Source organism: Amycolatopsis sp. CA-128772, from assembly GCF_002904295.1.
In the GTDB taxonomy this organism is placed as follows: domain Bacteria; phylum Actinomycetota; class Actinomycetes; order Mycobacteriales; family Pseudonocardiaceae; genus Amycolatopsis.
In genome coordinates this window covers 1-22,818 of the sequence record NZ_PPHG01000041.1, presented here as the reverse complement: position 1 = coordinate 22,818, position 22,818 = coordinate 1, and the positions used below count along the sequence as shown (strand labels likewise).

Below are 22,818 nucleotides of genomic sequence, written 5' to 3'. Positions count from 1 at the left end.
GCGGTTATTTCTTGGAGGGCGTCGATCAGGGTTTGGGTTGCGCCGGCGAAGGCGTGCTTGGGCGTTGCGGCGTAGCCGACCACCAGGCCGCCGGGGGCGTCGGGGGTCATCCAGTGGCCGGAGAGGCCCTCGATGCCGATCGCGCGGCGGCGGCAGGCCGCCAGGGCCGTCGACTCGGGAGGGCCGTCCGGGGGGAGCATCAGCAGCAGGTGCAGGCCCGCCGCGATGCCGTACGGGCGCACCGAGTCCGGTAGCGCCGCCAGCAGGCGCGCGCGGCGGGAACGGTACTCCGCGCGGCTGCGGCGGACGTGGCGGTCGAACGCGCCCGAGTCGATCAGCTCGGCCAGCGCCAGCTGGTTCAGCAGCGCCGGCCGCGAGCCGCTGTCGGCCATCGCCGCGCGGACCGGCTCCACCAGGGACCGCGGCAGCACCAGCCAGGCCAGGCGGAGGGCCGGCGCGAGCGTCTTGCTGGCCGTGCCCGCGTACACCACCCGCTCCGGCGCCAGCGCCTGCAACGCCCCGACCTGCTGGCGGTCGAAGCGGAACTCGCCGTCGTAGTCGTCCTCCAGCACGAACGCCCCCGACTCGCTCGCCCAGCGGGCCAGCGCCGCCCGGCGCGGCGGGGCCAGCGTGACGCCGGTGGGGTACTGGTGCGCCGCGGTGACGACCACCGCCGGACTGGCCACCGCGGCCACGTCGAGGCCGCGGGAATCCACGTCCACGCCGACGATCCGCGGCCCCTGCGCCGCCGCGATCTCCCGGTACATCGGCAGCGACGGGTTCTCGAACGCGATCTCGCCGACACCCAGGCCGGACAGCGCCCGGGACACCACCGCGATGGCGTGCGAAAACCCGTGGCAGACCACGATCCGCGCCGGGTCGGCGACCACTCCGCGGGCCCGGGCCAGGTAGGCGGCGAGTGTGTCCCGCAGCTCCGGCGCGCCCAGCTCCGACTCGTAGCCGAACGCCGACGCCGGGGTGCGCAGCAGGGCCCGCCGGGTCGCGGTGAGCCACGCCTGCCGCGGGAACGCCGTCAGGTCCGGGCGGCCCGGGCGCAGGTCCCAGCGCGGCGCCGGATCGCGCGGCGCCTGCCGCGGCGCCGACTGGGGGAGCGAGCCCGCCGTCGCCACCCGGGTCGGCGCGCCCTGGGCCGTGCGCAGGTAGCCCTCCGCGGCGAGATCGGCGTACACGCGGGTGACCGTCCCGCGGGCGACGCCCAGGTCGTGGGCCAGCGCGCGGGTCGAGGGCACCGCCGCGCCCGCCTGCCACCGGCCGTCCCGGATGGCCGCGCGGATCGCCGCCGCGAGCCCGGCGCGGCCGGACGCGGGCTGCCAGCCGAGGTGGACGTCGAGCCCGGAACTGGACCACAAATCCGTCATTTGACTGGACCATACCCGTGGACCAGTTCGCACTAGCGTGGACGGCATGACCAAGCGAATCGGGCTCGGGGGCGCTCCCGAGCTCTACCAGGCGATGGCGAACCTGCAGGCCGAAGTGAACAAGGCCGCGGCCAACGCGGGGCTCGACCCCAAACTGCTGGAACTGGTGAAGACCCGCGCGTCGCAGCTCAACGGCTGCGCGTTCTGCCTCGACATGCACACGCGCGACGCGCTCGAGCTGGGCGAGTCCCCGCGGCGGCTGTTCGTGCTCGACGGCTGGCGCGAGACCGACCTGTTCACCGAGCAGGAGCAGGCCGCTCTCGCCCTCACCGAGGCGATGACCAAGCTCTCGGCCACCCAGACCGTGCCCGACGACGTCTACGAGCAGGCGGTGAAGGTGTTCACCGAGGAGCAGTACCAGGCCGTCGCGTGGGAGGTCATCGCGATCAACAGCTGGAACCGGATGACCATCACCAGCCACACCCCGCTCCCGAAGCGCGACTCGTGACCGCCGCCGCACTCCGGGCGCTGCACGTCCCGGGCAAGCCGCTGGTCCTGCCGAACGCCTGGGACGCCGACACCGCGAAACTCGTCGAGGCCGCCGGGTTCCCCGCCGTGGCGACCAGCTCGGTTGCCGTCGCGGCCGCGCTCGGGTTTCCCGACGGCGAGAAGGCGCCGGCGGACGAGATGTTCGCCGCCGCCGCGCGGATCGCGAAGGCGGTCGGGGTCCCGGTGAGCGTCGACGCCGAGTCGGGCTACGGCCTGTCCGGCGCCGACCTGGCGGGCCGGCTGCTCGACGCCGGCGCCGTCGGCTGCAACTTCGAGGACACCGACCACGCCACCGGGAGCGTCCGGCCGGTCGCCGGGCAGGCGGAGCGGATCGCTGCGCTGCGCGAGGCGGCGGGTGACGGGCTGGTGATCAACGCCCGGGTCGACTCCTTCCGCGGCGTGGACGCGAAAGAAGCGCTCGCCGACGGGATCGCGCGGGCGAAGGCGTACCTCGAAGCGGGCGCCGACTGCGTCTACCCGATCCACCTGCGCACGCCCGAGCTGATCGGGGAGTTCGTGGAGGGGGTCGGCGGGGCGGTCAACGCGCCCGCGTGGCCGGGCAGCCCGGGCCTCGACGGCCTCGCCCACCTGGGGGTGGCGAGGATTTCGCTCGGCGGCGGGCTGTGGCAGTACCTGCGCAAGCAGCTGGAAACCACCCTCAAGAGCGTCGCCGAAGGGAAACTGCCGTACTGATGGCCGAAGGCCGCCGCGAGGGGATCGGGAACACCCTCGCGACGGCCTCCGGGGTCGGCGGAACTAGTGGGCGACAGCCTTCTCGGCGCCCGCACCGGTCAGGGAGCGGACCTCCATCTCGGCGTACTTCTTCTCGTCGTGCTCCTTGGACAGGACCGTGCCCAGCCAGCCCAGGATGAACGCCGCCGGGATCGAGACGACGCCCGGGTTGCTCAGCGGGAACCAGGCGAAGTCGGCCGTCTTGATCATCGACGTCGGCTTGCCGGACACCGCCGGTGAGAAGACGATCAGCACGATCGTGATGGCCAGGCCGCCGTAGATCGACCAGAGCGCGCCCTGGGTGTTGAACCGCTTCCAGAACAGCGAGTACAGGATCGTCGGCAGGTTCGCCGACGCCGCGACCGCGAAGGCCAGCGCGACCAGGAAGGCCACGTTCTGCCCGTTGGCCAGGATGCCGCCGCCGATGGCGAGGGCGCCGATGACCACCGCGGTGATCCGGGCGACCTTGACCTCCGAGTCCGGCGACGTCTTGCCGCGCTTGACGACGTTCGCGTAGACGTCGTGGGCGAAGGACGCCGACGCCGTGATCGTCAGGCCGGCGACCACCGCGAGGATCGTCGCGAAGGCGACCGCGGAGATCAGGCCGAGCAGCACCGGGCCGCCCAGCTCCAGAGCGAGCAGCGGTGCGGCGGAGTTGACCCCGCCCGGTGCCTTCTTGATCGTGTCCGGCCCGACCAGCGCACCGGCGCCGTAGCCCAGCACCAGCGTGAACAGGTAGAACACGCCGATCAGCACGATCGCCCAGACCACCGAGCGACGCGCGTCGCGGGCGGTCGGGACCGTGTAGAAGCGCATCAGGACGTGCGGCAGGCCCGCGGTGCCCAGCACCAGCGCGATGCCGAGGGAGAGGAAGTCCAGCTTCGACGTTCCGGTGGCGCCGTACTGCTTGCCCGGGCCGAGCAGCGTCTGCCCGGCCTTGCCCGCCTTGTCGACGGCGGCCTGCAGCAGCTGGGAGAAGTTGAAGCCGTACTTGCCGAGCACCCACAGGGTGATCACGAGCGCGCCGACGATCAGCAGCCCGGCCTTGATGATCTGCACCCAGGTGGTGCCCTTCATGCCGCCGATCAGCACGTAGGCGATCATGATCACGCCGACCACGGCGATCACCAGTGCCTGCGCGCCCTTGCCTTCGACGCCGAGCAGCAGCGCGACGAGACCGCCGGCACCCGCCATCTGGGCGAGCAGGTAGAAGAACGACACGATCAGCGTCGACGTCGCGGCCGCGGCCCGCACCGGGCGCTGCTTCATCCGGAACGCCAGGACGTCGCCCATGGTGAACTTGCCGGTGTTGCGCAGCAGCTCCGCGACCAGCAGCAGCGCGACGAGCCACGCCACCAGGAAGCCGATGGAGTAGAGGAAGCCGTCGTAGCCGTTGATGGCGATCGCGCCGGCGATGCCCAGGAACGATGCCGCCGACAGGTAGTCACCCGAGATGGCGATGCCGTTCTGCGGGCCGGTGAACGCGCGGCCGGCGGCGTAGTAGTCCGACGCCGTCTTCGTGTTGCGGCTGGCCCGGAACACGATCACCAGGGTGATGACCACGAACGCGGCGAAGATCAGGATGTTGAGGAGCGGGTTGCTGCCTTCCACGCCCGCGGCGATGTTCGTCATGCCTGCTCCTTCGCAGAGTCACCCTCGATGTCCTCGCGGATCTTCTCCGCGACCGGGTCGAGCTTCCGGTTGGCGTACCGCACGTAGAGGCCGGTGATCACGAACGTCGAGACGAACTGCAGCAGGCCGAAGATCAGGCCGACGTTGATGTTGCCGAACACCTTCGTGCTCATGAAGCCGTGCGCGTAGTCCGCGAGGAGCACGTACAGCAGGTACCAGAGGAGGAACACCGCCGTCATCGGGAAGACGAACCGGCGCAGGCGGCTGCGCAGCTCGCGGAACTCGGTGCTCTCGTGTGCTCGTTCCCAGATCGTTTCGGAGGTGTCCGGGGGCCCGCCGGTGTCGGTCGTGCTCATCGCTGCTCCCTGCGACGCTGCGGAAAGTGACCTGCGACACCGTAGGGACGCGTGAGGCTCGCGTGAAGAACTAGCGGTTCAACAGCCGTGCGAGACGACGAACGGTTGACGAACGGTCGCGTGGTCCGGCCGAGCGGGGTTCGTCCAGGTGCAGGCGGAGCATCGCCGCCGTCGACCAGGCGGGGGGCCGGCCGCGCAACGAGACCAGCGCCATTACGCCGAACGCCAGCGGTACCGACCAGGGTGCCGGTTGCTGCACCAAGATCGCCACCCAGCCGCGCAACGGCGGCCCGGCGAGGGCGAACAGGATCGAGCCGGACGAGGCGACCAGCCCGGTCAGCACGCCGGCGATCCCGCCGGTCGCGGTCAGCCGCGGCCACCAGATGCCGAGCACGAGCAGCGGGCAGAACGTCGACGCGGCCACCGTGAAGCCCCACGTGACGAGCACCCCGGCGTCGAGCTCGGCCGAGCGCAGCGCCAGCAGCACCATGATCCCGGCGACGCCGAACACGGCGATCCGCAGCCGCCGCAGCCCGCCGGGGACGAGGTCGTGCGCGATCGCGCCGGACATCACCAGCAGCAGGCCGAGCGACGTCGCCAGGAACGCGGCGAACGCGCCCGCGGTCAGCAACGCCGTGAACAGCCCGCCGGCCCAGCCACTGTCCACTTGGTACGGCAGCGCGACGACCACGGTGTCGGTGGCGCCGGAGAGGTAGAGCCCGGGGACGAGCACCCGGCCGAGCACGCCGTAGATGCCGGGGAAGAGGTAGAAGACGCCGAGCAGGGCGACGGTGATCGCGGCGGTCCGGCGCGCGGCGCGGCCGTCCGGGCTGGTGTGGAAGCGCATCAGGACGTGCGGCAGGCCCATCGTGCCCAGCATGGTCGCGATGAGCACGGCCCAGGTGCCGAGCAGCGGGTAGCCCTGGTCGCCGAGGTCGAGCAGCGGACGCCGCCAGTCGGGGCCGCCGAGGGAGGCGCCGCCGCGGACCGCCGGGACGGCCGCGCCCGTGCCGAACACGACCTCGTCCTGGCTGTGCGCGGTGAACTCGCCGGGCCGGAGGATTTCGACGACGCCGTTGCGCCGCACCGGCGTCGGCTCGCGGATCTCCATGGTGACGTCGACCTCGAACCGCACCGGCGTCTCGCGGGCGAAGTGGGTGAACTCGACGGGGTTGAGCGCGTCGGTCCGGTTGACCGCGCCGGCCTGCAGCACCAGCCAGATCGCCGGGATCAGGAACAGCAGCAGCTTCAGCACGAACTGGAACGCCTGCACGTACGTCGCCGCGCGCATGCCGCCCAGCGCCAGGGTGACGCTGACCGCGGCGCCGGCCAGCACCACGCCGACCCAGTACGGCGTCCCGCCGACCGCGGTGAGCACGAGACCGGCGGTGCGGAACTGCGGGACGACGTAGATGGTGCCGATCACCAGTACGACCACGGCGGTGAGGCGGCGCAGCGCGGGGGAGTTGAGGCGTGCTTCGGCGAAGTCGGGGACGGTCAGCGCACCGGAGCGCCGCATCGGCGCGGCGACGAGCACGAGCATCGCGATGTAGCCGGCGGTGAAGCCGACCGGGTACCACAGCGCCCCGATGCCGTCCTTGACGACGAGCCCGGCGACGCCGAGGAAGGAGGCGGCCGACAGGTATTCCCCGGAGACGGCCGCCGAGTTCACCAGCGGCGAGATGCGGCGGGACGCGACGAGGAAGTCGGACGTGGTCCGCATGGCGGCGACCCCGCGGACGCCGATCAGCAGCGTCACGAGCACGACCGGCGCGACGGCGAGCGCGACGCCCACTACTCGTCCTCGAGGCGTTCGGCGCGGCGCAGCTGCCAGCGGGCCAGCAGCGCCATCGCCGGGTAGGGGAGGACCGCCAGCATCAGCCAGGACACCGGAATCCCCAGCAGCCGCAGGGTGTCCAGGGCCGGGAAGAGCGCGAAGACGCCGGGGAGGCCGAGGAGGAGGGTGAACATGAGGACGAGGGCGGGGACGCCCCGGCGGCGTTGCGCGCGGTAGAGCGCGGTGGCGCGCTGGGTGTCGCCGGCGGGGAGACGCGGCTGGCGCCAGCGGCCGCGCGACCGGCGGCGGGCGTGGGCCAGGCGGGTCTGCGGGCTGGTGACGGCGACCCGGCGGATCCTGCTCATCGCGGCCCCGGCCGGGGCGCGGCGGGTCGGAGGCGGGCGCTCATCACGAATCCGGCCCGAGCTGGCCGCGCTGGGCCGCCTCCAGCAGCCGGTCGCGCAGGTCGCGCGCGTGCCGGCGGCTCACCGGGACGTCCCCGGCCTCGGTGTGGGCCAGCAGCCCGCCCGCCGTGTCGCTGCGCAGCTCCAGCACCGCCCCCACCGCGAGCAGGAAACCCCGGTGCACGCGGCTGAACCCCGTCCCCTCCCAGTACTCCTCCAGCCGCGAGATCGGCATCCGCACCAGGTGGACGCCACCGCGCGTGTGCAGGCGGACGTAGTCGCCGTGCGCCTCCACGAACAACACGTCGTCGCGGCGGACGTACCGGGTCCGCCCGCCCGACTCCACCGGCAGCGCCGCCATCGCGTCCGGGGTCGGCCGCGACGCCGGGGTCGCCATCCGCAGGACCTTCGCCAGCGCCGTGGTCAGCCGTTCGGTGCGGACCGGCTTGAGCAGGTAGTCCACCGCGCCGATGCCGTACGCCGTCACCGCGTGCCCGTCGTGCGCGGTGACGAACACGATCACCGGCGGCTCGCTCAGCTTCGCCAGCAGCGACGCGAGCTCCAAGCCGTCGAGACCGGGCATCGAGATGTCGAGGAACACCGCGTCGAAGCGATCCGCCTGAAGCAGCTTCAACGCCTTCAGCGCGTCGCCCGCCCCGACGACTTCGCCGACTTCGGGCGCTTCGCGGAGCATGCGGCAGAGCTCGTCCAGGGCCGGCGGCAGGTCGTCGACGGCGAGGACGCGCAGGCCCGTCACGGCAGCACCCCCGGCTGGAACCGCGGCACCCGCACGATCACCCGGGTGCCCGCGCCGACCTCGGTCTCCACGGTCAGGCCGTACCAGGCGCCGTAGACGTCCCGCAGCCGTCTGTCCACATTGGCCAGTCCCAGGCCGGCCGGGTCGTCCTCGCCGGTGCGCCCGGCCAGGATGTCCGCCGCCCGGTGCGGGTCCATGCCGACCCCGTCGTCCTCGACGAAGATCACGCAGTCGTTCCCTTCCGCCTGGCCGTGCACCTGGACCAGGCCGGTGCCCGAGCGCGGCTCGATGCCGTGCCGGATCGCGTTCTCCACCAACGGCTCCAGCACCAGGTACGGCACCGCGACGGCGAGGATCTCCGGCGCCACCCGCACCTGGACGCGCAGCCGTTCGCCGAGCACCGCCCGCTGCAGCGCCAGGTACGTCTCGATCGCGCGGAACTCCTCGGCGACGACGGTGTACTCGCCGTGGCGCGCCAGGCTGTAGCGCGTGTAGTCGGCGAAATCGAGCATGAGGTCGCGGGCGCGGTCGGGGTCCGAGCGCACCAGCGACGCGATGACGGTGAGCGCGTTGTAGACGAAGTGCGGCGACATCTCCGCCCGCAGCGCGCGCAGCTCGGCCTGCGCCGCCTGTTCCGCCGACGCCTCGAGCCGCCACCGCTCCAGCGCCTGCACCACGAGGTCGGCGGCCTGGGCCGCGACCGCGTCCCGGACGCCCCCGACCACCAGCAGCGCCCCGGCCAGTTCGTCGTGGACGTGCAGCGGCAGCACCAGCACGTCCGGCGCGGAGCCGGGTTCTTCGGAGTGCAGCACGCCGTCGAGCACCTTCGCGACGACCGCGTCCGGCCCGGGCCGGCCCGACCACAGCAGCGACCCGGACAGGTCGGTGAGACCCAGGCCGGGGAAGCCGAAGAGCCGGCGCAGGCCGTGCGCGGCGCGGCGGGCGCGGGTACCGGACAGGCCGTCGCGCAGGTCGTCGCTGACGCGGCGGGCGGCGGCGAGCACCGGCAGCGGGTCGGCGCGGGATGCCGGGCGCAGGTGGACGGTCATCGGGCCTCCCCTCGGCGGCGGTGTCCAGGGCAGTAGATCCTACGGCTACGCGCGGCCGTCGCGGTCGGCCAGCACCTGGGCGTGGCGGCGGAAGCGGCGCCAGGTCCGGTAGTGGTCGAGCGACGTGACGCCCCCGAGCAAGCTCGAGTTCGCCGGGTACGGCCGGTCCGGCAGCGAGATCCACCCCGTCGTGCGGGTCTCCTTGACCGCCACCGGCACCGGCCGGAACGTCGTCGGGTCGAGCCCGTCGCTGTGCCGGACGACTTCGTCGAAGAACCACGCCGACGTGATCAGCGCCAGCACCCCGCGCGAGGACTTGAGCGCCTCCTTCAGCGGCTTCGCCTCCAGCAGCCGGAACGTCTGGTTGATCGCCGGCGCGGTGACGCCGTGGTCGTCGTAGGCGACCTCGCCCGCGTGCAGGGCCATCCGCAGCCGGATCCGGGCGCCCGGGTCGTGGGTCCGGTTGTGCCGGTGCAGCGCCACGGCGAGCGCGGCGGGCAGGAACTCGACGAAGAGCCCCTTCGGGATCTCCGGCGGGACCAGGACGAAGACGCCGTCGCCGCAGTCTTCGCGCCGGCAGTCCGCCCACGGGACTCCCGCGTCGTCGAACGCCCGGCAGAGCGCTCGGTACAGCCCTCTGCGCAACGCCAGCCGGTGTGGTGTGGTCCTGCGCTGGTCGCCGTAGCCCTCGACGTCCACGGCGAAGATCGTCCGGTGCAAAGCCGGCCGCTCGTACTTCATCGCACCCTCCCTGCGATCATGCATCTGTCGGTGCAGATGCATGTGCAGATGAGTGTGACGCACGCCACCCGTCCGGGAAACGGGCGGTGCGGTGAGCGGTTACCCCACCGCGGTGACCGGTACCGGGTGTTCACCGGCGGTGAACACCGCTGGTCGAAGCCCTGCGAGCGGCACACACCACCCGCAGGGCTCTGACGGACGGGTCAGCAGGACTGCTTGTAGAAGTACTGAGAGTTGGCTTCCATGTCGGCCTTGGTGATCGAGTGCAGCTCCGCGGTCAGGTTCCGCGTCACCGCCTTGCCCTCGATCGCCGCGACCGCCTGCTGGACACCCTGGGTGCCGATCGAGGCCGGGTCCTGGGCGATCAGCGCCTGGTACTGGCCGTTCTTCAGGCCTTCGACCTCGGACGGGCTCGCGTCGAAGCCGATCAGGTTGACCGTGCCGACCTTGCCCGCGTTGCGCAGGCCGGTCGCCGCGCCTTCGCCGGTGTTGAGGTTGGTCGCGAAGACGCCGATGAGGTCCGGATCGGCCGCCAGGGCCGCGGTCACCTTCGACGCGGCCTGGTCGGGCTCGTTCTGGGTGAACTGAACCCCGATGGACTTGAGGTTCGGAGTGTTCTTCAGCTCGTCCTCGAAACCCTTGGCGCGCGCGGCGGTCGTCGACGTCCCGGCGATCGTGTCGAGGACGAGCACCGAGCCGGGCTTGCCGCCGGCGAGCTTCGCCATCGTCTGCGCGGCGAGCTTGCCGCCCGCGGCGTTGTCGGAAGAGATCGACGAAGCGGCCACGGTCGTGTCCTTGAGCGCCGTGTCCACCTCGACGATCTTCGCGCCGCGCGACTTCACCTGCTGGATCGGCCCCAGCATCGCGGTGTCGTCGGTCGGCGCGATGAGCAGCGCGGCCGGCGGGTTCGCGCCGAGCGCGTTGACCAGCTGGGTCTGCAGCGGCGCGTCGAACTTCTGGGGCGCCTGCGTGGTCAGCTCGTAGCCGAGCTTCTTCGCCTCGGCCTCGGCGCCGCACTGCAGGGAGATGTAGAACGGCTCGGCCTGCACCCCCGGGACCAGCGCCAGCTTCTTGGAGCCGGCCTGGTTGCCGCCGCCCGAGTCGCCGACCGTGCCGGAGCACGCGGTGAGCAGCGCGGCGGCCGAAGCGAGCGCCCCGGCGGCGACGAGCGTCTTGGTCAAGTTCATCGGAAGCACCTCTTTGTACTCGGGGAACTCAGCGGGAGTTGCGTTGCCGTCGCCGTCGCTGGTCGAACCACACGGCCGCGATCAGCACCGCCCCGACGGCGATCATCTGCCAGAAGTCGGGGACCTGAACGATGTTGAAGCCCTTCTTGAGCACAGCCGGGATGAAGACGCCGATCACCGTGCCCAGCACCGTGCCGACGCCGCCGAAGAGGCTCGTCCCGCCCATCACGGTGGCCGCGATGGCGTTCAGGTTGTCGCTGGTGTGCCCGGTGATGGTGGTCGAGTTGTAGTACGCCAGCGAGAGGAACCCGGCCAGCCCGGCCAGGAAGCCGGTCAGCGTGTAGATCTTCATCAGGTGCGCGGTGACGCCGATGCCCGCCCGCCGCGCGGCTTCGGCGTTCGAGCCGATGGCGTAGGTGTAGCGGCCGAACTTCGTGGTGTGCAGCAGCCACGCCCCGGCCAGGGTGACCACCACGGCGATCAGCACCAGGTTCGGCACGATGCCGAGCGAGGTGCCGGAGCCGAGCTGCTTGTTCAGGATCACCGGGACCGTGCGCACGTCGCTGCCGTTGTTGATCAGCAGGGCCGCGCCGAGGGCCGCGCCCATCGTGCCGAGCGTGACGATCAGCGGCGGGATGCCCGCCACGGCGATGAGGAAGCCGTTGACCAGCCCCCACGCCGTCCCGGCCAGGATGGCGACGACCAGCCCGGCGGCGATGACGCCCCAGCCGGCCTGCCCCGCGTTCCCGCCGGACATCGCCTCCATCGTCCGGCCGCCGACCATGCCGGCGAAGATGAGCACCGAGCCCACGGACAGGTCGATGCCGGACGTGATGATCACGAACGTCATGCCGACCGAGAGCACCAGCAGCACGGAAGTTTCGATGAACAGCAGCTGGAAGTTGTACAGCGTCGGGAACGCGCTCGGCGCGAGCGCGCTGAACACGACGACGAGCGCCACCAGGACCAGGGCGATCCAGAACGTGTTCGCGCCGATCAGGCGCTTGCCCAGCGGCCGCTTGCCGAAGCCCGCGTCGGGAGCTTCCTGGATGTCCTTCGGGGGACTGGACACGCTCACGCCGCCTCCTCCTGCACGAGTGCGCCGGTCATCGCGGCGACGAGGTCTTCGAGCTTCGTGTCCGAGCCGGTGAACCGGGCGACGCGCTTGCCGAGCCGCAGCACCTCGACGCGGTCGGCGACCGACAGCACCTCGGGCATGTTGTGGCTGATCAGCACGACGGCGATGCCCTTGTCGCGCACCTTCTTGATGACGTCGAGCACGCGCTCGCGCTGCACGACACCGAGCGCGGCCGTCGGCTCGTCCATGAACACGACCTTCGACGCCCACACGACCGAGCGCGCCACGGCGACGCTCTGCCGCTGCCCGCCGGACAGCGAGCCGATCGGGACGTCCGTGCTCTGCAGCGTCACGCCGAGGCGCTGGAACTCCTCGATCGCCTGCCGCCGCATCTCGGCCTTGTCGAGCATCCCGAGCTTGCCGAGGATGCCCTTGCGGTGGATCTCGCGGCCGAGGAACAGGTTGGCCGCCGGGTCGAGCTCGGGCGCGACCGCGAGGTCCTGGTAGACGGTCTCGATCCCCAGGCGCCGCGCGGTCGTCGGCGAGTCGAAGCGCACCTCCTCGCCGTCGAGGAGGATCTTGCCCGACGTCGGCTGCTCGGCGCCGGAGAGGCACTTGACCAGCGTCGACTTGCCGGCGCCGTTGTCGCCGATCAGCGCCGTCACCTCGCCCGCGCGCGCCTGGAACGACGCGCCGCGCAGGGCCTCGACGGAGCCGTAGTGCTTGGTGAGGTCGATCGCGTCCAGCAGGACTTCGCTCATCCGTGCCTCTCCTCCGGTGCCGGCGGCCGGCAGCGGATCACCGTCGCCGTGCCGGACAGCTCGGTCTGGCCGGCGTCGAACGGGACGACGTAGGTGTCGCCCTTCGCCAGCGCGTGCTCGCCGCCGTGCTCGGTCCGCAGGGTGCCTTCGCCGTCCAAAACGACCAGGACCGCGAAGGACGGGTCGAGTGACAACGTTGTCGCTTCGTCGGTGCGCAGCTGTTCGGCTCGGAAGAACCGCTCCGAACCGCCGGCCAGGAGGTCCACAGTGGACGAGCGGTCCGCCGCCGTGCGCTTGATGATCGTGTCCAGGCGCTCGGTGTCCCAGCCGGAGGTGTCCAGTGCCTCGATGGCGGTGTCGAAGCCCAGGCCGAGGTGGCCCTTCTCCGGCGACGCGAGGAAGTCGCGCCATTCGATGGTCAGCGAAAAGTCGGTCGGCTGCTGCAGCTCGACGACGAACACGCCTTCGCCGATCGCGTGCGGCAGCCCGGCCGGGATGTACACGGTGTCGCCCGCGGACACCGGGACGCTGTTGAGCGCGCCCAGCATCGACGGCACGTCCTGCTCGCGCGTCCAGTCGGACACCGTCGCCTTGGACAGCGTCTCCTTGAAGCCGGGGTAGACGCGCGGGTCGTCGCCGTAGGTGCCGACCACGATCCACGCCTCGGTCTTGCCGAAGTGGGAGTCGAAGTGCCGCTTCGCGAAGGTGTCGTCCGGGTGGAAGTGGACGGGCAGCCGCTGGCCGGCGTCCAGGAGCTTGACCAGCAGGCCCGTCGACGTCCCGAGCGCTTCGACGTGCTTCGCGCCGAGCCAGCCGTTCGGGTCGGCCACGACGGCGTCCCGCAGCCAGGCGCCGTCCGGGAGCCGGGTGAGGCCGTTGGTCTCCTGGCCGAACATCGTGGTCGCCGAGGCGACCCAGTCCTCCGGGCCGAACTTCGACTCGGAGGGGGCCCCGCGCAGCGCCGCGATGGCGTCGCCGCCGCGGTAGAACTGCGGCGGCTGGTTGGCGGGGAGCCGGATCGGTTCGAGGCTCACGGGGCGACCTCACCGGAACCACGGGCGACGAGATGCACGGGCAGGACTACCTTTCTCGGCGGGGACTGATCTCCTTGGACGCGGGCGAAGAGCAGCTCAGCCGCGGCGTGGCCCAGCGCGCTGACGTCGTGCGCGACCACGGTGACCGGCGGGTTCAGCAGGTCCGCCAGCTCGAAGTCGTCGAAGCCGACCATCGCCGGGCGGCGCTCGGCGTGGGCCAGCGCGCGCAGCAGGTGCACGGCGACCCGGTTGTTGCCGGCGATCACGGCCGTGGCCGCGTCGGGGCCGTCGAGCAGCCGCTTGACCGCGTCGCCGACCGAGTCGGGCGTCGGCGTCCCCATCGACACCAGCGACTCGTCGTAGGAGATCCCGTTGCGCACGCAGCCCTCGCGGAACCCGCGCAGGCGCTCGGCCGCGGTGAAGATGTCCGGGCTGTCGCCGAGGAAGGCGATCCGCCGGTGCCCGTGCTGCGCCAGGTGCGTGACGGCCTCGATGGTGCCGCCGAGGTTGTCGACCAGCACGGTGTCGGCCACGATGTCGCCGGCCGGGCGGTCGATGAACACCACCGGCGTGCCCGCGCGCATCTCGGGAACGAGGTAGCCGTGCTGCAGGCCGGCCGGGACGACCAGGATGCCGTCCACCCGCCGCGCGCAGAACTCCAGGACGAGCTCGCGCTCGCGGTCGGAGTTCTCCTCGGACGAGCCGGTGAGCACCTGGCGCCCGAACGACGTCGCGATGCGCTCGACCGCGCGGTTCAGCTCGGAGTAGAAGGGGTTGCCGACGTCCTCCACGATCAGCCCGATGGTGCCGGTCGTGGACCCGCGGCGCAGGTTGCGCGCGCCCAGGTTGCGCCGGAAACCCAGCTGCTCGATGGCCGCCATGACCCGCTCGGCGGTGTCCGGGTGCACGGCCGGTTCGTCGTTGACCACGCGCGAGACGGTCTTGATGCTCACGCCCGCCAGCCGGGCCACGTCGCTCATCGTGGCCCGCCTGCTCGCGGTGCGCGTGCTGCCATCCCGGTCCCGGCCCGGAGGAGACAACGTTGTCATAATGACCGGGATTGAACGCCACGCCGCCGGTGCTTGTCAACGCCCCCGGCGGATGTTGTGCCGATTCGGCTACCTACGGCGTAGGACAGACGGCTGATCACCCTGTCCGGAACCGGACAGGTCTTGACGGGACCCTTGACTGTCCGGTGAGTGGCTACCCAAGGTGGCCGGGTTCGACCGACTGCGCGACAAGGTTGTCATAGCACCGTTTTCCGGTCGCGCTGATGAGGTGGAGAGGCGATGGCAATGGCGCGAGCGCGCTTCAGAGCCGGTTTAGCTTTCCTGACATTGGCGGTGACCGCAGCGGTGGCTCCCGCTGTTCCCGCCGCCGCAGCTACGAGCACCGATTACGCGAAGTGGGTCAACCCCTTCGTGGGCACCCGGCCCGGCGGGGCCGACCACGGCACCGGGGGCGGTGCGGGCAACACGTTCCCGGGTGCGGTGGCGCCGTTCGGCATGGTCCAGTGGAGCCCGGACACGGTGAAGTCCCAGCCGGGCGGCTACTTCTACGACGACAACGCCCTGACCGGGTTCAGCCTGACGCACCTTTCCGGCGCGGGTTGTTCGACCTACCAGGACATCCCGTTCATCCCGTATGTCGGTGAAGTGACGACTTCCCCGGCGACGGACCCGGCCCACTACACGTCGAAGTTCTCGCACGCCGACGAACACGCGACCGCGGGCGCCTACGACGTCACCCTCGACAGCGGCGCGAAGGTCGAGCTCAGCGCGACCCAGCGCACCGGCTCGGCCCGGCTGACCTACCCGGCCGGCGCGTCCTCGACGCTGCTGGTCAACACGTCCGGCTCGGTCAACGGCACCGACGACGCGTCGATCACCATCGGCAAGGACACCATCAGCGGCTGGGCGACCAGCGGCCGCTTCTGCGGCGCCCGCAACAGTTACCGCGTGTACTTCTCGGCCAAGTTCGACACGCCGTTCGCGTCGATCGGCACCTGGAAGAACGGCGCCGTGACGCCGAACAAGGCGGCCGAAACCGGCGGGGCCAAGGCGAAGGTCGCGCAGCCGAACGGCGTGAACGCCTCGATCGCGCGCCCGGCCAAGGCGGCGCCGCAGAACACCACCGTCAGCGGCCCGGGCAGCGGCGGGTACGTCACCTTCGCCAACCTCAACGGCGCCCAGGTGAACGTCCAGGTCGGACTGTCCTTTGTGTCCGTCGACGGCGCGAAGGCCAACCTCAAGGCGGAGAACACCGGCAAGTCGTTCGACACGGTGGCGTCGAACGCGCGCAAGGCGTGGAACGCGCAGCTGGGCAAGATCGCCGTCACCGGCGGCTCGGACGCCGACCTCACGACGTTCTACACCTCGCTGTACCACTCGCTGATCCAGCCGAACGTGTTCTCCGACACAAGCGGCCAGTACGTCGGCTTCGACGGCCGGATCCACACGGCCGACAAGGGCCACGCGATGTACACCAACTTCTCCGGCTGGGACATCTACCGCTCGGAAGCTCCGCTGCTGGCGACGATCGCGCCGAAGGAGACGTCGGACATCGTTCGGTCGATGATGGCCTACGCCGAGCAGGGCGGCTCGTGGGACCGCTGGACGGTGGCCAACGACTACACCGGCGTCATGAACGGCGACCCGTACCACATCATCGTCTCCAGCGCGTACGCGTTCGGGGCGCGGGACTTCGACGCCCAGAAGGCGTTGCTGCTGATGATCAAGGGCGCCACCCAGCCGACCCAGGGCTACACCGAACGGCCCGGGCTGGACGACTACCAGAAGCTGGGTTACGTGCCGGGCGCCGGCGCGGACACCCTCGAGTACACCAGCGCCGACTTCTCCATCGCCCAGTTCGCGAAGCGGCTCGGCGACAGCGCGACGTACACGACGTTCATGAAGCGCGCGCAGAACTGGCAGAACCTCTACAACCCGGGTACCGGGCACCTCCAGCCGCGCAACGCGGACGGCTCGTTCTCCGGCACCTACGACCCCGCCAGCTCGCAGGGCTGGGTCGAGGGCAACGGCGCGCAGTACGAGTGGATGGTGCCCTACGACCTCGGCGGCGTCGTGACGGCGTTCGGCGGGAACACCGCGACGCAGTCCCGGCTGGACACCTTCTTCACCAAGCTCAACGCGGGTACGCAGGAGCCGTACGCCTTCATGGGCAACGAGCCGAACTCCAACGCGCCGTACGTGTATTCGTACGCGGGCGCGCCGGCCAAGACCCAGGCCATCGTGCACCGCTCGATGGACGAACTGTACAACCCGCGTCCCGAAGGCCTGATCGGCAACGACGACCTCGGCCAGATGTCGGCCTGGTACGTCTGGTCGGCGCTCGGCATCTACCCGGAGATCCCGGGCCGCGCCGAGACGCTGCTCGTCACGCCGCGCTTCGAGCACGCCGTGCTCACCACGGGCGCGGGCAAGAAGATCACCATCAACGCGCCGGGCACCGGCGACTACGTGGGCAGCCTGAAGGTCAACGGCGGCACGGCTGCGAAGGCGTGGCTGCCCGAAGGGCTGATCTCCAGCGGTGGCACGCTCGACTACACCCGCTCCGCCACGGCGACCTCCTGGGGCAGCGCGGTGGCCGACGCGCCGCCGTCGTTCCGCGAGCAGGAGAAGCCGAGCCTGTCCTTCGTGGACCCGGCCCGCGCGGTGACGCCCGCGGGGTCGACGTCCAAGGCGTCGGTCGGTGTCCAGGACCTCTCCGGGGTCGCCCGGATCTGGACCTACAGCGCGGGCAGCGTCGACGGGATCACGCTGACCCCGGCGACCGGCAGCATCGCGGTGCCCGCCGCGGGCAAGGCCGAGGCCGAGCTCACGGTCAGCGTCCCGGCCGGCCTGGCCGACGGCGCCCGCCGCATCCCGGTGACGTTCACGGCGCCGGGCGTGGCGTCCTCGCAGGCCGTCCTGACGGTGCTGGTGGCCCAGCCGAACAGCTGGCCGGCCACGGTGGACAACGCGGGCATCTCCCCGGACTCGAACCCGGGCGCGGCGAACTTCGACGGCGGCGGCTGGAGCTACTCGGCCGACGCCCTCGCCGCGGCCGGCGCCACCCCGGGCAGCACGGTGACCAGTGACGGCATCAAGTTCACCTGGCCGGCGTTCCCGGCCGGGGACCCGGACAACGTGGTCGCCGGCGGCCAGACGGTGAACGTCTCGGGCTCGGGCCGGCTCGCGCTGCTCGGCTCGGCGTCCAACGGCAACGCGTCCGGCACGCTGACGGTGACCTACACCGACGGCACGACGTCCACCGCGACCATCGGGTTCTCCGACTGGACCCTCGGTGGCGGCGGCGCGCAGCCGGCGTTCGGCAACCGGATCGTGCTGTCCACGCCGTACCGCAACGCTTCGGGCGGCGACCCGCAGCAGATCCGCACGATGGTGTTCGGCACGAACCCGATCACCCTGGCCGCGGGCAAGACGGTGGCCAGCGTGACGCTGCCCGGCAACGTCAGCGGCGGCGCCCTGCACGTTTTCGCGATCGGCATCGGCGCGTGAAGCGCACCATCCTGGCGGGCTTCCTCACGCTCACCGCGGCCGCGACGGGGCTCAGCCCCGCCGCGGCCGCGGCCGGCGGGGACGCCGTTGACGCCGTCAACACGTTCATCGGCACGCAGGACGAGGGCAACACGTTCCCGGGCGCCTCGGCGCCGTTCGGGATGACCCAGGTCAGCCCGATCACCTCGCACTACGCGGGCTACCGCTACACCGACACCGCGATCCGCGGGTTCGGGCACTTCTTCCTGTCCGGCGCGGGTTGCTGGGAGCAGGGCGGCCTGGTCTCGACCCTGCCGACGACCGGGGAAGTGGGCCCGGGCAAGGCGTTCGACACGACTCGCCCGGCCACCTTCGACCAGAAGCAGTACGCCGCGCCGTACACCCACGACGGCGAGGTCGGCCAGCCCGGCTACTACAAGGTCCACCTGACCGGTTACGGCGGCGTCGACGTCGAGACGACGGCGGCGACCCGTGCGGGTGCCGAGCGGTACACGTTCGCGAAAGCGGGTGACGCCAACGTCTTCGTCAACGTCGGCCAGGCCAACGACAAGGAACCGGTGACCGGCAGCAGCATCCGGGTCGTCGACGACCGGACCGTCGAAGGAACCGTGGAGTCGCAGGCGTTCTGCGGCGGCAAGGCGTACACGACGTACTTCACGACGAAGTTCGACAAGCCGTTCAAGGCGTTCGGCACGTGGTCGCCGGACGGCGGCACGCCCGGCAGTCGCTACTCCGAAGGCGGCGCGGGCCTGCGGGGCGCGTGGCTGACGTTCGCGGGCGGCGGCCAGGTCACCGCGACCACGGCCATCTCCCAGGTGGACGCGGCCGGCGCGCGGGGCAACCTGGCGTCCGAGCGCATCCGGTCGTTCGACGCGGCCAAGGCCGCGGTGCAGCGCGCCTGGCGCCACGAGCTGTCCTCTGTGGACATCAAGGGCGGCACGACCGACGACCGCACGGTGTTCTACACCTCGCTCTACCACGCGCTGCTGCAGCCGCTGACGGCGAACGACGCCGACGGCCGCTACTACGGCTTCGACAAGAAGATCCACCGCGCGGCCGGCTGGACGTACTACGACTTCTTCTCGCTGTGGGACACCTACCGCACGCAGAACCAGCTCCTGGCGCTGCTGCGGCCCAGCCGCGCGAAGGACATCGCGAAGAGCATCCTGGCCATCCACGACCAGGGCGGCTGGCTGCCGCGGTGGGCGTACGCGAGCCAGGAGACGAACACGATGACCGGCGACCCGGTCACGCCGTTCCTGGTCGACCTGTGGCGGTTCGGCGCGTTGCCGGGCGAGGAAATGCACGCCTACCAGGCGCTCCTGCAGAACTCGCGCGAGATCCCGCCGGCCGCGTCGCCGTTCCAGGGCCGCTCGGGCAACGCGAGCTACCAGAAGGACGGGTTCGTCCAGTACGACCCGGACTTCCCGAAGAAGGGCCAGGACACCGATCCGAACCACGGCGCGTCGGCGACCCTGGAGTACGCGCTCGGTGACTGTTCGCTGTCGGTGATGGCGGCGGCGCTCGGCAAGAAGGCCGACGCGGCGGCGCTGGCCGCGAAGGGCCGGACCTACCGGACGCTGTGGGACGAAACGCAGACCGATCGCGGCTTCACCGGCTTCTTCCGGCCGAAGGTCCTCGGCGGCGCGTGGTTCTCGCCGGCCGGCAAGCCGTACAGCCCGCAGAGCCAGGACGGCTTCCACGAGGGCACGGCCTGGCAGTACCAGTGGCTGGTCCAGCAGGACGTTCCCGGCCTGGTGCAGCGCATGGGTGGCCCGGCGGCCACCGGCAAGCGGCTCGACGACTTCTTCGCCTACGACGAACTGGTGAAGAACCCGGCGACGGCGGTCCGCGAGAACTGGGTCGTCGGCCCGTACGACTACTACGACCAGTTCCGCTACAACCCGAACAACGAGCCGGACCTGCACTCGCCGTGGATGTACGCGCTGACCGGCCGGCCGGCGAAGACGTCCACGGTCGTGCGGGCCGCGCACACGCTGTTCACCGACGCGCCCAACGGCGTCACCGGGAACGACGACCTCGGCACCATGTCGGCCTGGTACGTCTTCAGCGCCCTCGGGCTCTACCCGGCCGTCCCAGGTACTGGGAACTTCGTGCTGAACGCGCCGCGGTTCGCGAAGTCCGTCCTGCACCTGGAGAACGGGCGCGACGTCACGATCAAGGCGCCGGGCGCGGACGGCTCGAAGCTGCAAGCCATCTCGAGCCTCAAGGTGGGCTCGAAGCCGAGCGACCAGGTGTACGTCGGCTTCGACCAACTGAAGCGCGGTGTGGCGCTGGACTTCTCCCTGACTGCTGATGTCGCGAAGGCGACCTGGGGGACTTCGCCGTCCGCAGCACCGGTTTCCCCGTGTTCTGACTAGAAAGCGGCGCTCGCGGACGTGGTCCTGACCACAGTGGACCACGTTCGTGAGCATCGTCACGGGCCCCGGTGTTCCGGTGAGGGCCGTCACGCCTCACACTGGTACCTGCACGTCCGACGACGCCGTTGACGTACCGGGGCAGTCCGCCTTGGACGGTGTGTCGGGCGTTTTCTCGTGCAGTGACCAACGTGGTGAGACCCCACAGGAGGAAGAAGTGTCCAGCAAGGCCGCTCTCGTGTTCCGCGTGGCCGCAGTGGCCGAAGCCCTGTCCTGGGCCGCGCTGCTGGTCGGGATGTTCCTCAAGTACGTCGTCCACTCCTCCGGCGAGGGCGGCGTGCCCGTCATCGGCATGGTGCACGGCGTGATCTTCGTCCTCTACGTGGTCGTCTCCCTGTCCGTGGCGAAGCCGCTCGGCTGGCGCCCGAAGACGCTGGTCCTGGCCCTGCTCGCGAGCATCCCGCCGCTGTTCACGTGGCTGTTCGAGAAGTGGGCGCTGCGCAACGGCAAGCTCGACGGCCCGCAGCGGCTGTCCCACGGCGGTGTCGGCCTGTTCCAGGTGAAGGAACCGGTCGCCGCCTGATTCCCAGAACGTGAGAAAGGGCCCGCACTCCGAGTGCGGGCCCTTTCTGCTGTCGGACGCTTACTCGCTGAAGTCCCCGGCGGCGCGGCGCACCTTGGTCAGCAGGTCCGTCAGCTGCTCGGTCTGCCGCTCGGTCAGGCCGCTCAGCCCGAAGTCGATGCCGGTGACGGCGTCGGTCGCGGCCTCGCGGCGCTTGCGGCCCTCGTCGGTGATCTCGACGAGCGTCGTGCGGCGGTCGGTCGGGTGCGGCACGCGCTTCACGAGCCCGTCGCGCTCCAGCCGGTCCACTATGTTGGTGACACTGGTGGGGTGCAGCTGGAGCCGCTCGCCCATCACCCGCATCGGCAGGCTGGCGCTGCGGGCGAAGGTGAGCAGCACCAGTGCTTCGTACCGGGCGAAGGTGAGGCCGTGCGGCTTGAGCGCGCCGTCCACCGCGGACTGGATGATCTGCTGGACCCGCATCACCCCGGTCACCGCGGCCATGGTCCCGGAGGGCCCGATCCGGTCCTCCCAGATCCGGGCCGCGCGGGCGATCGGGTCGAACGGCAGCGGACGGTTCATGACACGCGAAGTTACCAGCGGGTACCGGCGGGTGTCGCACGACTGGCGGAAATGACCACCGAAGAAGGGACTTCCGAGCATGATCGTCGCGTTCAGCGTGAGCCCGTCCGGCGGGGACCCCGACGGCGGAGTGAGCGAAGCCGTGGCCCGCGCGGTGAAGGTCGTCCGCGGTTCCGGGCTGCCCAACTCGACCAACGCGATGTTCACGAACATCGAGGGGGAGTGGGACGAGGTGATGGCCGTGGTGAAGCGCGCGGTCGAGGCCGCGGGCGAGGGCTCGTCCCGGGTGAGCCTGGTCCTGAAGGCGGACATCCGGCCGGGCTTCGAGGGCCAGCTGGAGGCCAAGGTAGACCGCATCGAGGCGCACCTGCGCGAGTCCTGACCTAGGTGTGATGTCCAGGGACGTTGTCCCGAGTTGAGGTGACCCGGTGTCGGCCTGTCGTGCTGACAGGTGAAGGCCTCCGGTTGTGAAGTGGAGCTGTCGAGGAACCGCTTCACCCACCGGAGGCCTTCGTGTCCCACTCTAACGCCACCCTGACCCCACGCACCCGGCTACGACTGGCACGCCTGATCGTCGAACAAGGCTGGACCTGCGCCGAAGCAGCGAAGATATTCATGGTCGCCGCAAAGACCGCGGCGAAGTGGGCCAAGCGCTACCGCGACGAGGGCGCAGCCGGGATGGCTGATCGCAGCAGCCGGCCCCACCACAGCCCGGCCCGCACACCCGGGCCGGTGGTCCGGGCGATCGTGAAGCTGCGGTGGCGGCAGCGGCTGGGCCCGGTCCAGATCGCCGGCCGGCTCGGCCTGCCCGCATCCACCGTGCACGTGGTCCTGGTGCGCTGCCGGATCAACCGCCTGTCCCGTATCGACCGGGTCACCGGCGAACCGCTGCGCCGCTACGAACACGACCACCCCGGGTCGCTGCTGCACGTCGATGTCACCAAGTTCGGCAACATCCCCGACGGCGGCGGGCACCGCTACGTCGGCCGGCAATAGGGCGAGGTCAACAAGCGAGCCACTCTGGGGCTGCCCCGCGGCGCGGACTACAAGCCCCGCACCGGGACCGCGTTCGTGCACACCGTCATCGACGACCACTCCCGCGTCGCCTACGCCGAGATCCACGCCGACGAAACCGCCGCCACCGCCACGGCGGTCCTGCGCCGGGCGGTGTCCTGGTTCGCCGACCTGGGCGTCACCGTCGAGCGCGTGTTATCGGACAACGGCTCGGCCTACCGCTCCCATGCTTGGCGGGACACGTGCGCCGAGCTGGGCATCAGCCCGAAACGGACCCGGCCTTACCGGCCGCAGACCAATGGCAAGATCGAACGGTTCCACCGGAC

General features: G+C 71.1%; 20 protein-coding genes and 1 pseudogene. 7 read left to right on the top strand and 14 right to left on the bottom strand.

Features of this window, described 5'->3' with window-relative positions:
- On the bottom strand, window positions 1–1,379 hold a 1,379-nt coding region (locus tag C2L59_RS16755; protein WP_103350444.1), incomplete at its 3' end, for a PLP-dependent aminotransferase family protein.
- Window positions 1,380–1,425: 46 nt separating this feature from the next.
- Here C2L59_RS16755 and C2L59_RS16750 point away from each other — a divergent pair.
- Entirely contained in the window at window positions 1,426–1,887 is a 462-nt protein-coding gene (locus C2L59_RS16750) for a carboxymuconolactone decarboxylase family protein (protein WP_199199108.1), read from the top strand.
- On the top strand, window positions 1,884–2,621 hold the full coding sequence (locus C2L59_RS16745) for an isocitrate lyase/phosphoenolpyruvate mutase family protein (protein ID WP_103350442.1): 738 nt from the start codon (window positions 1,884–1,886) through the stop codon (window positions 2,619–2,621). The genes C2L59_RS16750 and C2L59_RS16745 overlap by 4 nt, the downstream gene beginning before the upstream one ends.
- A gap of 63 nt (window positions 2,622–2,684) precedes the next feature.
- Here the strand turns inward: C2L59_RS16745 and C2L59_RS16740 are convergent, their stop codons facing one another.
- The 12 genes from C2L59_RS16740 to C2L59_RS16685 form a co-directional block, all read right to left on the bottom strand.
- On the bottom strand, window positions 2,685–4,292 hold the full coding sequence (locus tag C2L59_RS16740) for a cation acetate symporter (protein WP_103350441.1): 1,608 nt from the start codon (window positions 4,290–4,292) through the stop codon (window positions 2,685–2,687).
- Complete coding sequence (locus C2L59_RS16735) at window positions 4,289–4,648, bottom strand: DUF485 domain-containing protein (protein WP_020644098.1); 360 nt, start codon at window positions 4,646–4,648, stop codon at window positions 4,289–4,291. Before C2L59_RS16735 ends, C2L59_RS16740 begins: the two co-directional genes overlap by 4 nt.
- A 70-nt stretch (window positions 4,649–4,718) precedes the next feature.
- A complete protein-coding gene (locus C2L59_RS16730) occupies window positions 4,719–6,443 on the bottom strand; it encodes a cation acetate symporter (protein ID WP_103350440.1) in 1,725 nt (574 codons plus the stop codon).
- Window positions 6,443–6,790 (bottom strand): hypothetical protein, encoded by a 348-nt coding sequence (locus tag C2L59_RS16725; RefSeq protein WP_103350439.1) that lies wholly within the window; start codon window positions 6,788–6,790, stop codon window positions 6,443–6,445. The genes C2L59_RS16730 and C2L59_RS16725 overlap by 1 nt, the downstream gene beginning before the upstream one ends.
- A gap of 43 nt (window positions 6,791–6,833) precedes the next feature.
- Complete coding sequence (locus C2L59_RS16720) at window positions 6,834–7,586, bottom strand: LytTR family DNA-binding domain-containing protein (protein WP_103350438.1); 753 nt, start codon at window positions 7,584–7,586, stop codon at window positions 6,834–6,836.
- Window positions 7,583–8,635, bottom strand: coding sequence for a sensor histidine kinase (locus C2L59_RS16715; protein ID WP_103350437.1), 1,053 nt, complete (start codon window positions 8,633–8,635; stop codon window positions 7,583–7,585). Before C2L59_RS16715 ends, C2L59_RS16720 begins: the two co-directional genes overlap by 4 nt.
- A 45-nt stretch (window positions 8,636–8,680) precedes the next feature.
- Window positions 8,681–9,376 (bottom strand): hypothetical protein, encoded by a 696-nt coding sequence (locus C2L59_RS16710; RefSeq protein WP_103350436.1) that lies wholly within the window; start codon window positions 9,374–9,376, stop codon window positions 8,681–8,683.
- Window positions 9,377–9,579: 203 nt separating this feature from the next.
- Complete coding sequence (locus tag C2L59_RS16705; RefSeq protein ID WP_103350435.1) at window positions 9,580–10,563, bottom strand: ABC transporter substrate-binding protein; 984 nt, start codon at window positions 10,561–10,563, stop codon at window positions 9,580–9,582.
- A 28-nt stretch (window positions 10,564–10,591) separates the two neighbouring features.
- The gene (locus tag C2L59_RS16700; protein ID WP_103350434.1) at window positions 10,592–11,641 is read right to left on the bottom strand and encodes an ABC transporter permease; all 1,050 of its coding nucleotides are present in this window, start codon (window positions 11,639–11,641) and stop codon (window positions 10,592–10,594) included.
- Window positions 11,638–12,402 (bottom strand): ATP-binding cassette domain-containing protein, encoded by a 765-nt coding sequence (locus C2L59_RS16695; protein WP_103350433.1) that lies wholly within the window; start codon window positions 12,400–12,402, stop codon window positions 11,638–11,640. The genes C2L59_RS16700 and C2L59_RS16695 overlap by 4 nt, the downstream gene beginning before the upstream one ends.
- A complete protein-coding gene (locus C2L59_RS16690; RefSeq protein ID WP_103350432.1) occupies window positions 12,399–13,436 on the bottom strand; it encodes a class I mannose-6-phosphate isomerase in 1,038 nt (345 codons plus the stop codon). The genes C2L59_RS16695 and C2L59_RS16690 overlap by 4 nt, the downstream gene beginning before the upstream one ends.
- On the bottom strand, window positions 13,433–14,416 hold the full coding sequence (locus C2L59_RS16685) for a LacI family DNA-binding transcriptional regulator (RefSeq protein WP_103350431.1): 984 nt from the start codon (window positions 14,414–14,416) through the stop codon (window positions 13,433–13,435). Before C2L59_RS16685 ends, C2L59_RS16690 begins: the two co-directional genes overlap by 4 nt.
- A gap of 309 nt (window positions 14,417–14,725) precedes the next feature.
- Here C2L59_RS16685 and C2L59_RS16680 point away from each other — a divergent pair, with 309 nt between their 5' ends.
- The 3 genes from C2L59_RS16680 (at window position 14,726) to C2L59_RS16670 (ending at window position 20,917) form a co-directional block, all read left to right on the top strand.
- Window positions 14,726–17,956 carry a GH92 family glycosyl hydrolase gene (locus C2L59_RS16680; RefSeq protein ID WP_370444746.1) on the top strand — a complete coding sequence of 1,077 codons (3,231 nt, stop codon included), beginning with the start codon at window positions 14,726–14,728 and terminating at the stop codon, window positions 17,954–17,956.
- On the top strand, window positions 17,953–20,337 hold the full coding sequence (locus C2L59_RS16675; RefSeq protein ID WP_103350429.1) for a GH92 family glycosyl hydrolase: 2,385 nt from the start codon (window positions 17,953–17,955) through the stop codon (window positions 20,335–20,337). The genes C2L59_RS16680 and C2L59_RS16675 overlap by 4 nt, the downstream gene beginning before the upstream one ends.
- A gap of 214 nt (window positions 20,338–20,551) precedes the next feature.
- Window positions 20,552–20,917, top strand: a complete 366-nt coding sequence (locus C2L59_RS16670) for a DUF3817 domain-containing protein (protein ID WP_103350428.1) — start codon at window positions 20,552–20,554, stop codon at window positions 20,915–20,917.
- Between the two features lie 60 nt (window positions 20,918–20,977).
- Here C2L59_RS16670 and C2L59_RS16665 read toward each other — a convergent pair whose 3' ends face one another.
- Window positions 20,978–21,478 (bottom strand): MarR family winged helix-turn-helix transcriptional regulator, encoded by a 501-nt coding sequence (locus tag C2L59_RS16665; protein ID WP_103350427.1) that lies wholly within the window; start codon window positions 21,476–21,478, stop codon window positions 20,978–20,980.
- A 79-nt stretch (window positions 21,479–21,557) separates the two neighbouring features.
- Between C2L59_RS16665 and C2L59_RS16660 the strand changes: the two genes are divergently transcribed.
- Together C2L59_RS16660 and C2L59_RS16655 are read left to right on the top strand one after the other, a co-directional pair.
- Window positions 21,558–21,860, top strand: coding sequence for a thiamine-binding protein (locus C2L59_RS16660; RefSeq protein WP_103350426.1), 303 nt, complete (start codon window positions 21,558–21,560; stop codon window positions 21,858–21,860).
- Between the two features lie 131 nt (window positions 21,861–21,991).
- Window positions 21,992–22,818 (top strand): annotated as a pseudogene (locus C2L59_RS16655) (IS481 family transposase); the annotation flags it as partial.

What these genes read in the sequence shown, in the direction of transcription:
- C2L59_RS16660 (WP_103350426.1), top strand. Translation starts at nt 21,558, where the DNA reads ATGATCGTCGCGTTCAGCGTGAGCCCGTCCGGCGGGGACCCCGACGGC.
- C2L59_RS16680 (WP_370444746.1), top strand. Translation starts at nt 14,726, where the DNA reads ATGGCAATGGCGCGAGCGCGCTTCAGAGCCGGTTTAGCTTTCCTGACA.
- C2L59_RS16735 (WP_020644098.1), bottom strand. Translation starts at nt 4,648, where the DNA reads ATGAGCACGACCGACACCGGCGGGCCCCCGGACACCTCCGAAACGATC.
- C2L59_RS16750 (WP_199199108.1), top strand. Translation starts at nt 1,426, where the DNA reads ATGACCAAGCGAATCGGGCTCGGGGGCGCTCCCGAGCTCTACCAGGCG.
- C2L59_RS16695 (WP_103350433.1), bottom strand. Translation starts at nt 12,402, where the DNA reads ATGAGCGAAGTCCTGCTGGACGCGATCGACCTCACCAAGCACTACGGC.
- C2L59_RS16725 (WP_103350439.1), bottom strand. Translation starts at nt 6,790, where the DNA reads ATGAGCAGGATCCGCCGGGTCGCCGTCACCAGCCCGCAGACCCGCCTG.
- C2L59_RS16705 (WP_103350435.1), bottom strand. Translation starts at nt 10,563, where the DNA reads ATGAACTTGACCAAGACGCTCGTCGCCGCCGGGGCGCTCGCTTCGGCC.
- C2L59_RS16665 (WP_103350427.1), bottom strand. Translation starts at nt 21,478, where the DNA reads ATGAACCGTCCGCTGCCGTTCGACCCGATCGCCCGCGCGGCCCGGATC.
- C2L59_RS16740 (WP_103350441.1), bottom strand. Translation starts at nt 4,292, where the DNA reads ATGACGAACATCGCCGCGGGCGTGGAAGGCAGCAACCCGCTCCTCAAC.
- C2L59_RS16715 (WP_103350437.1), bottom strand. Translation starts at nt 8,635, where the DNA reads ATGACCGTCCACCTGCGCCCGGCATCCCGCGCCGACCCGCTGCCGGTG.
- C2L59_RS16710 (WP_103350436.1), bottom strand. Translation starts at nt 9,376, where the DNA reads ATGAAGTACGAGCGGCCGGCTTTGCACCGGACGATCTTCGCCGTGGAC.
- C2L59_RS16685 (WP_103350431.1), bottom strand. Translation starts at nt 14,416, where the DNA reads ATGAGCGACGTGGCCCGGCTGGCGGGCGTGAGCATCAAGACCGTCTCG.